The sequence below is a fragment of the Ferrimonas pelagia genome (assembly GCF_039543565.1).
GTDB lineage: Bacteria > Pseudomonadota > Gammaproteobacteria > Enterobacterales > Shewanellaceae > Ferrimonas > Ferrimonas pelagia.
The window spans coordinates 51,280-63,837 of record NZ_BAABJZ010000013.1 but is presented as its reverse complement, the minus strand read 5'-3'; the positions used below and the strand labels follow the sequence as shown (position 1 = coordinate 63,837).

Annotated in this window: 12 protein-coding genes; 4 read left to right on the top strand and 8 right to left on the bottom strand. The window is 59.4% G+C overall.

Annotated elements, in window-relative coordinates; translation table 11 throughout:
- The first annotated feature begins 56 nt into the window (after nucleotides 1–56).
- Nucleotides 57–347 (top strand): hypothetical protein, encoded by a 291-nt coding sequence (locus ABEA08_RS05560; RefSeq protein ID WP_345334121.1) that lies wholly within the window; start codon nucleotides 57–59, stop codon nucleotides 345–347.
- Between the two features lie 77 nt (nucleotides 348–424).
- Here the strand turns inward: ABEA08_RS05560 and ABEA08_RS05555 are convergent, their stop codons facing one another.
- The 4 genes from ABEA08_RS05555 to ABEA08_RS05540 all read right to left on the bottom strand — a co-directional run bounded on the left by ABEA08_RS05555 (nucleotide 425) and on the right by ABEA08_RS05540 (nucleotide 6,044).
- On the bottom strand, nucleotides 425–1,330 hold the full coding sequence (locus tag ABEA08_RS05555; RefSeq protein ID WP_345334119.1) for a leucine-rich repeat domain-containing protein: 906 nt from the start codon (nucleotides 1,328–1,330) through the stop codon (nucleotides 425–427).
- 187 nt (nucleotides 1,331–1,517) lie between these two features.
- Nucleotides 1,518–3,689 carry a DNA helicase II gene (gene uvrD / locus ABEA08_RS05550; RefSeq protein WP_345334118.1) on the bottom strand — a complete coding sequence of 724 codons (2,172 nt, stop codon included), beginning with the start codon at nucleotides 3,687–3,689 and terminating at the stop codon, nucleotides 1,518–1,520.
- Between the two features lie 54 nt (nucleotides 3,690–3,743).
- Nucleotides 3,744–4,457: an HAD-IA family hydrolase gene (locus ABEA08_RS05545; RefSeq protein WP_345334116.1), complete on the bottom strand. Its 714-nt coding sequence runs from the start codon at nucleotides 4,455–4,457 to the stop codon at nucleotides 3,744–3,746.
- A gap of 201 nt (nucleotides 4,458–4,658) precedes the next feature.
- The gene (locus ABEA08_RS05540; protein ID WP_345334114.1) at nucleotides 4,659–6,044 is read right to left on the bottom strand and encodes an alkyl sulfatase dimerization domain-containing protein; all 1,386 of its coding nucleotides are present in this window, start codon (nucleotides 6,042–6,044) and stop codon (nucleotides 4,659–4,661) included.
- Between the two features lie 312 nt (nucleotides 6,045–6,356).
- Here ABEA08_RS05540 and ABEA08_RS05535 point away from each other — a divergent pair, with 312 nt between their 5' ends.
- Nucleotides 6,357–6,689 (top strand): DUF2956 domain-containing protein, encoded by a 333-nt coding sequence (locus tag ABEA08_RS05535; RefSeq protein WP_345334112.1) that lies wholly within the window; start codon nucleotides 6,357–6,359, stop codon nucleotides 6,687–6,689.
- Here ABEA08_RS05535 and ABEA08_RS05530 read toward each other — a convergent pair.
- Entirely contained in the window at nucleotides 6,672–7,607 is a 936-nt protein-coding gene (locus ABEA08_RS05530) for a LysR family transcriptional regulator (protein ID WP_345334110.1), read from the bottom strand. The genes ABEA08_RS05535 and ABEA08_RS05530 overlap by 18 nt on opposite strands.
- A 184-nt stretch (nucleotides 7,608–7,791) precedes the next feature.
- Between ABEA08_RS05530 and ABEA08_RS05525 the strand changes: the two genes are divergently transcribed.
- Together ABEA08_RS05525 and ABEA08_RS05520 are read left to right on the top strand one after the other, a co-directional pair.
- A complete protein-coding gene (locus ABEA08_RS05525; RefSeq protein WP_345334107.1) occupies nucleotides 7,792–9,168 on the top strand; it encodes an alkyl sulfatase dimerization domain-containing protein in 1,377 nt (458 codons plus the stop codon).
- Between the two features lie 13 nt (nucleotides 9,169–9,181).
- Complete coding sequence (locus tag ABEA08_RS05520; RefSeq protein ID WP_345334105.1) at nucleotides 9,182–10,099, top strand: MBL fold metallo-hydrolase; 918 nt, start codon at nucleotides 9,182–9,184, stop codon at nucleotides 10,097–10,099.
- A 56-nt stretch (nucleotides 10,100–10,155) separates the two neighbouring features.
- Here the strand turns inward: ABEA08_RS05520 and xerC are convergent, their stop codons facing one another.
- Genes xerC through dapF form a run of 3 tightly spaced genes read right to left on the bottom strand, consistent with a single transcriptional unit; the run spans nucleotide 10,156 to nucleotide 12,525 of the window.
- Nucleotides 10,156–11,046: a tyrosine recombinase XerC gene (xerC, locus tag ABEA08_RS05515; RefSeq protein WP_345334103.1), complete on the bottom strand. Its 891-nt coding sequence runs from the start codon at nucleotides 11,044–11,046 to the stop codon at nucleotides 10,156–10,158.
- On the bottom strand, nucleotides 11,039–11,701 hold the full coding sequence (locus ABEA08_RS05510; protein ID WP_345334101.1) for a DUF484 family protein: 663 nt from the start codon (nucleotides 11,699–11,701) through the stop codon (nucleotides 11,039–11,041). Before ABEA08_RS05510 ends, xerC begins: the two co-directional genes overlap by 8 nt.
- Nucleotides 11,698–12,525 carry a diaminopimelate epimerase gene (gene dapF, locus ABEA08_RS05505; protein ID WP_345334099.1) on the bottom strand — a complete coding sequence of 276 codons (828 nt, stop codon included), beginning with the start codon at nucleotides 12,523–12,525 and terminating at the stop codon, nucleotides 11,698–11,700. The genes ABEA08_RS05510 and dapF overlap by 4 nt, the downstream gene beginning before the upstream one ends.
- Nucleotides 12,526–12,558: the final 33 nt, after the last annotated feature.

Sequence of the window (12,558 nt, the reverse complement as noted above, 5' to 3'; positions counted from 1 at the left end):
AACCGTGGCATCATGGGCTAATATCAAGGAAAACCATAACTTCAAGGAGCGGTATTATGGCTAATACCTTCATCGTCGGATTGTTCATCAATCACGACAAAAAAGAATTTTCCATGACGGCACGGGAGCCGGGCGAAAAGCTGGACGCCATGATCGACAAGGAGCTCACCCGCGGCCATGAGTTTATGCTGCTGGCGCGAGATCTAGACGAATGCGCCGCCGAACTGGTCAAACGCGATATGGTCAACGGCTATCAACACGCCGGCTACACCCGCAGCCCACGCCAATATCTGGCAGAGTGGCGCAAGGCCCCAGACACCAGCAAAGGCTATGCCGTCAGCCCCTAATGCTGCTCCACGATCAACAACGCCCGCTCACTCTTTCCCAAGAGCCGGCGGGCGTTTTCTGTTTGGCGAACAGGAGCTCAGTACGTCAGATCCTCGATCCAATTGATGCCATCCAGATAGACACGGGTCGCTTCATCTAACGGGTTACCGGTAAGATCCACTTCCCGCAGCAGCGGATTATGATCAAAGCGAATATGGGTCAACCGGTTATTGGCCAGCTGCAGGCTCCAAACTTCCGGCACCGGCGACAGATCCAGCGCTTCCAACTGATTATCGGCAGCAGACAGTTTCAGCAACCCTGGCATACCGGACAACTCCAGCACCGAGAGTTGATTTTGTTCCACATATAAAGCCCCGAGCCAAGGGCTGTCGTTGAGCTCTAATTGAGTTAACGCATTGCCCTGCACCGAAAAGCCATACATCCTTGGTGCCGACGCAATGCGGATCACGCTCAAGCTGGGATTAAACCAAGCCCGCATGACCTGTAACTCGGGCACGTGGCCCATTTGGATCTCTCGCAAATTCTCATTAAACAACAGCTTGGCGGAAGCCAGCTCAGTGCGTTCGCCCAATGTGACGCTTTGCAGTTGCGCGTTTCGTTCAAGCTCCAGAAGCCTGAGCGCAGCGTTAGAGTCAAAGTTCAACGCCTCAATCGCTGTATTGCTGATCTCGACATGGGACAGTTCGGGCAAGGCCGCAACAGCCAGCTCAGTCAACGGCAGGTGGTGCAACTTCAGATCATAAATGGCACGCAACTGCTCAATGCCATCGGCGCTGGTCATCTCATCCAAGTAATAACAGTAAAGGGCCTGAAACTCGGCAACGGTTTGCCAGTCAAAGCGCTCGGCATTGGATTGTACACACGCTTGCATCCCCTCTGAGCCAAAGCGCAATTGCTCCAGCTCTGTTTGCTTGTCATCGCTATTGCCGCATGCCGCCAGCATCCCCACCATGATCGCGACCACCCATCCTCTCACTCGCATCCTCGACTCCTTGTGCACATGCGCATTCAACTCACACTCTCCCCCCTTTGGTCAAAGCTCAAACAAAAGAACTTGCGTTCACCACAACGATCACCCTTTCCAGCCAAAAAAGAGTATTAAAAAACGCCCGCTCACTCTTTACCAAGAGCCGGCGGGCGTTGTTGTTTCTGACAGCTAACCGCTGATCCTATCTCGCTTCTAACCGAGCGTACGCCACTACGAGCCATTTCACGCCCTGACCATCGAACGCCACCTGTACCCGTGACTGCGGGCCGGAGCCTTCAAAGTTGATGATCACCCCGTCGCCAAATTTAGGGTGATGCACCCGCTGGCCCAAAGCAAAGCCGGTCTCATTGAACTTCTGCTCCGCCTGGTTGAAGCGGTTGTACTGCTTGGGCGTCGACACCTGGGTGGTGATCCGCACCTCATCCAGAAACTCCTGCGGGATCTCGCCAATAAAGCGACTCGGCTTGGCAAAGGTTTCCTTGCCATAAATGCGGCGCGACTCGGCGTAGGAGATGGTCAGCTTCTTCATCGCCCGAGTAATGCCGACGTAGCAAAGCCGGCGCTCCTCCTCCAGCCGGTTGCCCTCATCCAGAGCCATCTGGCTGGGGAACAAGCCCTCTTCGACACCACACATAAACACCTGAGGGAACTCCAGGCCCTTGGCGGTGTGCAGGGTCATCAACTGCACCGCGTCTTCCGACTCGCCGGCCTGACGCTCACCGGCTTCCAGCGCCGCATTGGCCAGGAAGGCGTTGAGATCGTCCATCTCCTCGGCGTCCTCGGGCTTTACAAAGGAGCCGGCGGCGGTCACCAGCTCTTTTAAGTTCTCCACCCGGGCTTCGGCCTTCTCGCCCTTCTCGGCCTGATACATGGCCAGCAAACCGGAGTATTGAATGACGTGATCGGTCTGGGTTTTGAGGATCTGATCCTCGGTCTCCGCTTCCAGTTGAGCGATCAGATCCATAAAGCGCGTCAGCGCTGAGGCGGCGCGCCCGGCCAGGCCGGATTCACTGAGCAGACGCTGACAGGCGCGCCACAGGGTAATGCCCTCGGCCCGGGCGGTCTGACGAATGATGTCGACGGTGCGATCGCCAATGCCGCGGGTCGGCGTGTTGATGATCCGCTCGAACGCGGCGTCGTCATCGCGATTGGCGATAAGGCGCAGGTAACCGAGCGAGTCCTTAACTTCCTGACGCTCGAAGAAGCGCAGGCCACCGTAGATCCGATAAGGCACACTGCGATGCAGCAGGGCTTCCTCCATCACCCGCGACTGGGCGTTGGAGCGGTAGAGAATGGCGCAATCGGACAGGCTGCCGCCCTCGTCCTGATATTGCTTGATGCGGCCGACGATGTAGCGGGCTTCCTCCAGCTCGTTGAAGGCGCAGTACAGACTGATGGTGTCGCCGGCATCGCCATCGGTCCACAACTCCTTGCCCATCCGCTCAGTGTTGTTGTCGATCAGCGCGTTGGCGGCATTCAGGATGGTGGCGGTGGAGCGGTAGTTCTGCTCCAGCCGCACCGAGGTGGCGCCGGGGAAATCCGTCAGAAACTGCTGCAGGTTTTCCACCTTAGCGCCGCGCCAGCCGTAGATGGACTGATCGTCGTCGCCGACGATCATGATGTTGGCGCTGTCCCCCGCCAACATCCGTACCCAGGCGTACTGAATGGTGTTGGTATCCTGGAACTCGTCCACCAGCATATGGCGGAAACGCTGCTGATAATGACGCAGCAGGTGCGGATGGTTGAGCCATAACTCATGGGCGCGCAGCAGCAGCTCAGCAAAGTCCACCAAACCGGCTCGATCGCACGCCTCTTGATAGGCCTGATAAATGCGCAGATAGGTTTTCTCGACTGGGTGGAAGCTGGCGTCGATGTGTTGCGGCCGCAGGCCCTCATCTTTCTTGGCGTTGATGTAGCCCATTGCCTGGCGCGGTGGCCAGCGCTTCTCATCCAGCTCCAAGGAGCGGATGATCCGCTTGAGCAGCCGGTTCTGATCGTCCGTATCCAGAATTTGGAACCCTTCCGGCAGCTTGGCTTCCTTATGGTGAGCGCGCAGCAGGCGGTGGGCCAAGCCGTGGAAGGTGCCGATCCACATCCGTCCCATCGGCCCCTGCACCAGCTCTTCGATGCGATGACGCATCTCCTTGGCGGCCTTATTGGTGAAGGTCACCGCCAGAATGGCGAACGGGCTTTCGCCCTGCTCCTGCATCAGCCAAGCGATGCGGTGGGTCAGAACCCGGGTCTTGCCCGAGCCCGCCCCCGCCAGCACCAGCGTGGCCCCCGGTGGCGATTCCACCGCGGCACGCTGCTTGTCATTGAGCTTATCGAGCAAAGAGGAGCTGGAGCTAGGCATAGAAAGGGCCGTCTAGGTTCAAAAATAGCTGTATATTATACCAGTACCTGCGGGCTAGATCAGCTCGCGTAACGATTGTAGATCGGCGATCTGCACGGTCGGCAGGCGTGTGCCCGGCGCCCGAGGTCGGCCATCGGGACGGGGATCCAGCCACACCGCTTGGCAACCGGCATTGAGCGCGCCGGCCACATCGGTATCGGGATGATCGCCCACATGCAGCAATTGGCTCGGAGCGATCGCCAGTGTGTCACAACAGCGATGAAACAGATCCGGTGCCGGCTTCATCGGCCCATCGCGCCCCGCCTGCAGCACGCAGGCAAACGGGATCTGCGCCATAAAGCGGCCGACATCGGCATTGCCGTTGCTGATCGCCGCCAGCGGATAGCGCTGGGCCAGATCCGCCAGCAGTTGCAGAGTCGCTTCCGGCACAACGATCTCACTGCGCCAGCGCAAGAATTCACTCAATGCCCGCTCGGCCACTGCCTCCGCCTCCGCCGCCCGGTACCCCAACACCGCCAAACCACTGCGCAAGGTATAGCGGCGCCATTGGGTGCTGCACCCGCTCAATTGCGGCCGCTGGAGCAGAACCCCTCGTTTGTGCTCACGCCAAAAGCCGATCTGACCGGCCGCATGCTGCTGCACCTCGACACTCAGCCACTCCACCAAGCGCTGCTCCGCCCGGCGCAGCACCGGCGGGTTGTCATAGAGGGTGTCATCCAGATCAAAACTCAGGGCGGCGATGGGTTGCAGCCGGCGATAAAAGCGCATGGGACTCCTTAAAGCGATCGGCAATGGGTCCGATCCGATCATGCCCTCAGTCTGGCGTGGCGCCCGCACCAGTTCAAGTTAAAGCATGGCAATCAATAAAAAGGCCACAGCACCCAATGCACTGCAGCCTAATTCATAATTGGCAGTGATCCCTTGAGCCGAGCTCGGCTGAGGGCAACCGCCTTCGATCGAAAGTAACGCTTAGAACCAGATCGCCTTCAGTTCACCCGACTCCAGCTCATTGGCGTAGCTGAGGTAGTAGTTGCGATTCGGCGGGTTATATTCCATCGCAGCCAAACCGCGCAGGGCCGCCACTTTAACCTCACGGATCCGCTTTATATCCACGCCATCCAGCCATCTCACCTGATCAGCCAACTCTAAGGCCCACTGAAAGTCCTGCGCAGACAAGGCTTGTTCCATCGAACGTACCAGTGCCTTTTGGCCACCCGCCAGCTTTGCCATGCGCTCCGCCTCCAGGCGAGGTTCAAGCGGATTGAGGTTCGTGGGATTACCGTCATACCAGCCAAGCAAACCGGCGTAGATCGCCCGCACCGCATGGGGCACAGTGCCGTAAAACTCAGTCAGATAAGACTTATCGCGCAGATGCTTAGGCAACTTCACTTCGTAAGCCAGCTGATCCGGTCCCTTACCGGTATTCATGCCTTCAACCGTTTGGTCGTAAACGCTTTGGATCGCCTCACTGTAGTCACTCAGAGCGCCGGTCGCTGCCGCTTGCCCATGAATGGGCAAGGTATGGCCGGGAACGAGGTAATGAGGCTGATGTTGCGCCATCTTGCCAACACTGGCAGCCCAGTTGGAAGGATCACGGAATGGCGTACCTCGGATAGCGTACAGGTTGGGGAAGGAGTGATAGAAATTATCCCCTGAGAACAGGACCTTATCTTTAGGCAACCAGACATAGAGGGCATCATCGGTCTCGCCCGGCGCCGAGTGCAATTCGATCTCGACGTTCGCAATGGTCATTCGGTAGACCGGCTCATCGAACTGAATGGTCGGCGCGATGTGGCCCTTGGCCCGGTCATGATCAATGGTGTTGGCGGCCGCGACGCCACGATGTGTCGCCTCCGATTGCGGCAACTTACGGCCAAACTGGCGGATCCCACGCTTCGCTGCCAGTGGCAACAATTTAGGACTGCCGCCGTACTCATGACCAAATCCAGCGCGGGCGTAAACACCCACCGGTTGACCATCCGAGCTGTCGGCAAAGACTTGCGCCCCACCGGTATGATCACCGTGACTGTGGGTATAGATAATCGCCTTAACCGGCAGATCCGAATGCGCGCGCAGATCATTCAGGGCATTCTGTGCCGACGTTGGCCCCATCAGCGTATCAACGATGATCACCCCATCATCACCGACGATCATCGAGGTGGTCGCCCCGTGATAGCCCACCGCGGTAAAAACCCGATCACCGACGGCAACGATCTGCTGCTCTAATTGTTCCGCCTGTTTGTTCAGCATTTTCATCGCCACATCCGGGGCCACCTGAGTGGTTCCCGCCGTCGCACCACCGCTTAGCAGCGCAAAGGTCACGCAAGCAGCAGAGAGCAATACTTTGCTTTTCATCGCTTTTCATCCCTAAATTTGGTCAAAATATGACGTCAAAGCTAGAACCATCGCCCGAACGACCGCAAGTGGCACTCGCTCAAAACGCGAGCAAGCCCACAACACACTTCAGCATGCGCCTTTCACAACAAACGTCATTCGCAACAACATTTGGCATAAAAAGGAGCCGTTCTCGGGACCAACCGGTTTAATGAAACCCAGGCCGGTAACTCGAACACACGATTAAGCCCAGGATCCAGCCCAAACACGGGTTTGACAGATCCTGCTAGCAGGTACAATGACCACTCTTAAACCGTTCAGTTGGAGCACGATATGGCCAAAAACACCCCAAACTCACAAGAAGTGGTGGCCGAAGCGATGAAGATCGCCCGCGCCACTCAGAAACCCGGACAGACCAAGGAGCAAACCAAGCTGGTGGCTGCTGGCATCGAAAAGGGGATCGCCGAATACAAAAAGCAGCAAAAGGCCCGCGCCCGCGCCGCCGATAAGGCCAAAAAACAGGAGCAGCGCGCCAAAGCCCGCGCCACAGCGGAGGCTGAGCCGCAAACCCCAACCGCGCCGCAATCCCCCCGCCAGCCGTTGCCTTGGGTATTGCTAGGCCTGAGCTGGCTAGGCTTTGCCGCCTACCTAGTGCTGGCCGGATAGCCGCGCCGCGCCCTCGCCCCGCTGCAACCAATCCACCAGCTCGTCAATAAACAGCCGGGTGCGACGCGGCAGTTGCGCCCGACTGGGAAACAACACCGACAGTTGCAAGGAGTGGTGTTGCCAGTCCGGCAGTACCGGTACCACCCGCTCACTGAGCTGGCCGCTGTGGAATTTGAACACCGAGCCCACGCCTATGCCCACGCCCTGCTCGATCAACACCGAGCTGCCCAGCGGCGTATCGGTGCTGTGGCCCGGTGGCAGCGCCAGCTGATACTCGCGACCATCCACATGGTGCAGCACAAGATGGCCCTGCTGCTGCGGCAGGGGATCCATGCCGATCAGCCGATGCTGGGCCAGTGCTTGAGGCGTTTCAGGGACGCCGTGCCGGGCGAGGTAATCTTGGCTGGCAAACAGCCCTAATGGGATCGGCGATAACACTCGGCCGATCATGGCGGAGTCTTTCGGTAAACCTATCCGCAATGCCAGATCGATGCCCGACTGCAGCAGATCTTGGGTCTGATCCGCCAGATCGAGCCGTAAGTCGATCTGCGGATAGCGCAGATGAAACGCGCCGAGAAACGGGCCTAACACCGCCTGGCAAAACTCCACCGGTGCGCTGATCCGCAGCCGCCCGGCGGGATCACCGTCGCTGCCCTCCACCGCCTCCATCGCCAATTGCGCATCCGGCAGCAACTGCCTGCAATGCTGATACACCGCCTGCCCCTCGGGGGTCAGCTGCATCTGCCTTGTGCTGCGCTGCAGTAAACGCACCGACAGCGCGCGTTCAAGCTCGGCGATCTGCTCGCTGATCCGGCCCCGCCCCATCTGCAGGGTGCGCGCCGCCGCCGTGAAACTGCCCTGCTCCACCACACAGGCAAAGATCGCCAGCCGGCGGATCTGCTGTAAGACCGGTTTCATTCTCTCTTCCCTGTCACTCTGTCATTCACTCCGACGCTCAGGCTACGACAGCCCGACGCCGCAAACCTTGCATCGGATCCCATTGATCCGCATTTCCGATCACGCCTGTCCGGTTTTGGGGGCTGGCTTGGCAATGACCAGATAATTACTCTGACTGGGCATTCCCGACACGCAAGGACCGATCATGAAACGCCTCACCCAACTGCTGAGCCTGGCCCTACTGCCGGCCATCTGGCTGCCCGCTCAGGCGGCGGACAGTGCCGCGACCGCCGCCCTCAAGGCCCGCAATGAGATGCTCAAACCCACCATCACGCAGCTGGGTGAACGCACCTATGTCGCCTCCGGCTACAGCCCCGCCAACGTGTCGATGATCGTCGGTGACGACGGGCTGATCATCGTCGATGCGTCGATGATGATCGACCACGCCGACGCGATCCTGACTGAATTTCGCAAGATCAGCACACTGCCCATCAAGGCGGTGATCCTGACCCACGGTCACGGCGATCACACCGGTGGCCTGCCGGCCTTCACTCGCACTCAGACCGACGGCAGCAAACCGCTGGTGTATGCGCGCCTGCCATTCAACACCGAAGGCCAGTGGTTCCAGGGCGCTGGCGTGACCATCAATAAAATGCGCGGTGCCCGCCAGGGCGGCTTCCTGCTGCCACCAGAGAAACGCATTAATAACGGCATCGCCCCAGCGGTGTATCCCCCGCGCAAGGGCCGAGTGTTTGACGGCGGCGGCGCTGGCGATCACAAAGAGCTGTTCGATGATGAGCGCCTCACCCTCGAGGTGGCCGGCGTGACGCTGGAAATGGTGGCCGCCCCGGGTGAAACCGAGGATCAGCTCTACGTCTGGGACGCGCAGGAGCGCATCGTCTTTACCGGCGATAACTTCTATCGCTCCTGGCCCAACACCTACGCCATTCGCGGCACCGGCTATCGCAACGTGATGGACTGGATCGCCAGCCTCGACAAGATGCTGGCAGAGAAACCCATTCATGCTGTTGGCGGACACACCCCGCCACTGGTCGGCGAGCAGGAAACCATCACCACCCTGACCAACTATCGCGATGCGATGGAACACGTCTTCAACGCCACCATCGAAGGGATCAACCAGGGCAAAACCCCCAACCAATTGGTTGAAGACGTTCAGCTACCAGCGCACCTGGCCAAACTGGACTATCTGCAAGAGTACTACGGCAATGTGCGCTGGAGCGTGCGCGCCATCTTCCAAGGCTACATGGGCTGGTTTGACGGCAACCCAACTCAGCTCGATAGCCTGCCGCCCAAACGCGAAGCCGAATTGATGCTGCGCCTGGCGGGCGGTGAAGAGAACTACCGCATGCACGCAGGCTCCGCCCTCGCGGCTGGGGATGTCCAGTGGGCAGCGCAGTTGGCGGATCACCTGCTGGTGATCAATCCCGATGACCGCGACGCCAAGTTCATCAAAGCCGTGGCACTGGAGACCATAGCCGACGAGATGCTCACCGCCACCGGACGTAACTATTACCTGACCGTGGCCCAACAGCTGCGCAAAGAGATCGCAGACAGCGAATAACCAGGAGCTCCCCATGAAAATGCTACACCGTTCTTTCACCCTGCTGTGTGCTCTATGCAGTCCCCTGGCGCTGGCTGTGGGCCAAGGCCAGATCAGCGTCTCCATCGCTCATTTCGGCGACGTCACCGTCCACAGCCTAACGGCACCGGAAGACAGCTCCATGGTCAGCAGCCATGTGGTAGAAAGCGACCAAGGATTGGTGCTGATCGACGGCCAGTTCCTGCGCCCTTACGCCAAACAGTTCCGCGACTATGTCGACGGACTGGACAAGCCGATGGTTGAGGTACTGCTGTCGCACCACCATCCAGATCACTGGATGGGGCTGGAATACTTCCCCGATGTGAAGGTGGCCGCACAACAAACCGTCATCGACAACCACAAGCGGATGGCGCCGGTTTACCTGAAACAAAAGCCACAGGAGTATGGCGCAGAGATGGTGATCGACTATGCCATCGAGATCGGTCGCGCCCTGGCCAATGAGGAGACCATCGCCGGCCTGCGCTACGAGTTTACCTTGCTCAAGGGGGGCGAAGCCCCGGCCCAAACCCTGATCGCGCTGCCGGATCTGGGCGTGATGTTCGTCCAGGATATGGTGTCGTCCGAAGCCCACGCCTTCTTTGGCGCGCGGGATCTGGCCACCTGGCGCACCCACCTCACCGAGCTGGAAGCCAAGAAAGGTGATCAGGTGCTGTTTACCGGTCACGGCCTACCAGTGCAGCTGCGCGCCAACGCGATCCTGGATCAGATCGCCTATCTGGAAACCGCCGAGCGCCTGCGTGAACAGCATCAACATGCTGACTATAAGACCTTGAAAGCGGCCATGATTGCAGCGCACCCTGAGCTCAAGGCCAACCCGTTGGCTGACATTGCCAGCAAGTTCTACATAGAAAAAGTGGCACCGATGCTGCGTGAACAACGCGCCGCAGACTAACCCCTTCGCCGCTCACTCCGGCTCCCCAACCAATAAGGCCACTCAAACGAGTGGCCTTATTTTTTTTTCGCTCTGGGATGGGCCTCATCGTACACCGCAGCCAGATGTTGGAAATCGAGGTGAGTGTAGATCTGGGTGGTGGAGAGATTGGCGTGGCCGAGCAGCTCCTGCACCGCACGCAGATCGCCGCTCGATTCGAGCATATGGGTGGCAAAGCTGTGACGCAGCTTATGCGGGTGCACCCGCGCCGTTACGCCCTGTTTTTGACCCCACTGCGCCATGCGCTGCTGCACACTGCGCCGGCTTAAGCGGGTGCCGCGGCTGGACAGAAATAGCGCCGCCGGATCCTCCCCTTTGAGCAAGCTGGCGCGCACCGTCAGGTACTGACGCAACCAACGCAGCGCCATGCCCGCCACCGGCAGTAATCGCTCCTTGCCCCCTTTACCCAGCACCCGCACCGTACCCTCGGCAAGATCGAGCCGCTGACAATCGAGCTGAACCAGTTCATCCAATCGCAATCCCGAAGAATAAAACAGCTCCATCATCGCCCGATCCCGCACCGCCAGCGGATCGGTGTCGTCGATCGCCAACAAGCCGTCAATCTGATCGGCATCAAGGTTCTTCGGCAACGGCCGTGCCTGTTTCGGTGGCCTGACGCCGGTGGTGGGATCCTGACTCAATTGCCCCTCACGCAACAAGAAGCGCACCAGCTGGCGCAAAGCCGACAGGGTCAGCGACAGCGAACGAGGCGACAGCCCTTGCCGATGCAGGGTGGCCAACAGCGCCCGGCAGTGATCCGGCCGCAACTGCGCCCAATCGGTGAGAGCCTGGGCCTGCAGAATGGGCAGCGCGCGCTCAAGCTCACGCTGATAGTTTCGTTGGGTGTGTTCGGACAGCTGGCGCTCGCTCTGCAGGTAGCGCAGAAAGCGCGGGATCACCTTATCCATTGGGCGCTTGTTGCAGGCGGAAGGTCAGCAGTTGCTTGAGCTGATCGAGCAGCATGGTGCCCATTTCCGGGACAAAGTGACTGGGATCGTGCGAGGCGATGGCCAACACCCCAACCCAGGCGTTCGGCCTGCCCAAACCGATCAGTGCCACCGAGCCGGTCTCGATCCCCACCAGCAAGCGGGCCTCCACCGCCGGCAGGCGTCCCAAGTAATAGCCACGACCATCCAAGCGATGACGCAAGATGGGGGCGATCGCCTCAAGCTCAAACTGACCGGGCCTATCGGCGGCGATCAGCCGCACCCGGGTAAAACGGAATTGCGCCCGCAGCCGTGCCGCCAGCTCTCGCTGCACCTGCTCCAGATCGTCCAGTGCCAGCAGATCAAACAGCAGCTCACTGTAAAAACGATAGATCTCCTCATTACGCGCCGCCACGCTCAGCAGCGAGGTGATCTCCTCCTCCAACTGACCGATCCGCTCACGCAACATGCTCTGCTGCCGCTCCACCAAGGAGACCGCGCCGCGATCCTGATGGGGGATCTGCAAGCTGAGCAACAGCTCAGGATAACGCGCAAAGAACTCTGGGTGATCCAGCAGATACTCCCGCACCAGCAGGGGATCGACGTCGTTGAGATGCGTGAGATTATTCTGGCTCATAGTTCGATCTGTCCGTCATACACATGGGTGGCCTGTCCCACCATATGAACCGGTGAGCCCGGGCCTTCCCAGCGGATCATCAGGGTGCCGCCGGGCAGATCGACCCGAACCTTGTCGGCCAGCAAGCCCTGATGATGACCGATCACCACGGCAGCACAGGCGCCGGTGCCGCAGGCTTGGGTTTCGCCGCAACCACGCTCGAACACCCGTAGACGGATATGATCACGGCTGATCACCTGCATAAAGCCGACGTTGACCCCCTTGGGAAAGCGTTCATGCCGCTCCAATAAAGGCCCCAGCGTCTCAACCGGCGCGCTATCGACGTCATCCACCTTGAGCACACAGTGCGGGTTGCCCATCGAGACGGCGCCGGCCAATACGGTTTGCGCCTCGGTCGGCAGCAGGTAGGTCTTCTCCGCCTTCTTTGCCCGAAACGGCAAGGAAGCGGGCTCGAAGTCCGGCACGCCCATGTTGACGTTAACCCGATCCTCGCCCTCCAGCTTGAGGGTGATCTTACCGCGCTGAGTAGATACCGAGATCTCGTCGCGATTGACCAGCCCCTTCATCTGCACAAAGCGGGCAAAACAGCGGGCTCCGTTGCCACACTGCTCGACCTCACTGCCGTCGGCGTTGTAGATCCGATAGTGGAAGTCCAGCTCAGGATCGTACGGCGGCTCCACAAGCAACAGCTGATCAAAGCCGATCCCGGTATGGCGATCAGCCAGGCGACGGATGGCATCCGGCGACAAATAGAAGCTCTGGGTCACCCCATCCACCACCATAAAGTCGTTGCCCAAGCCATGCATTTTGGAAAACTGTATCAAAATTATCGCCTTAAACTTTTCGCATTCGGCTAG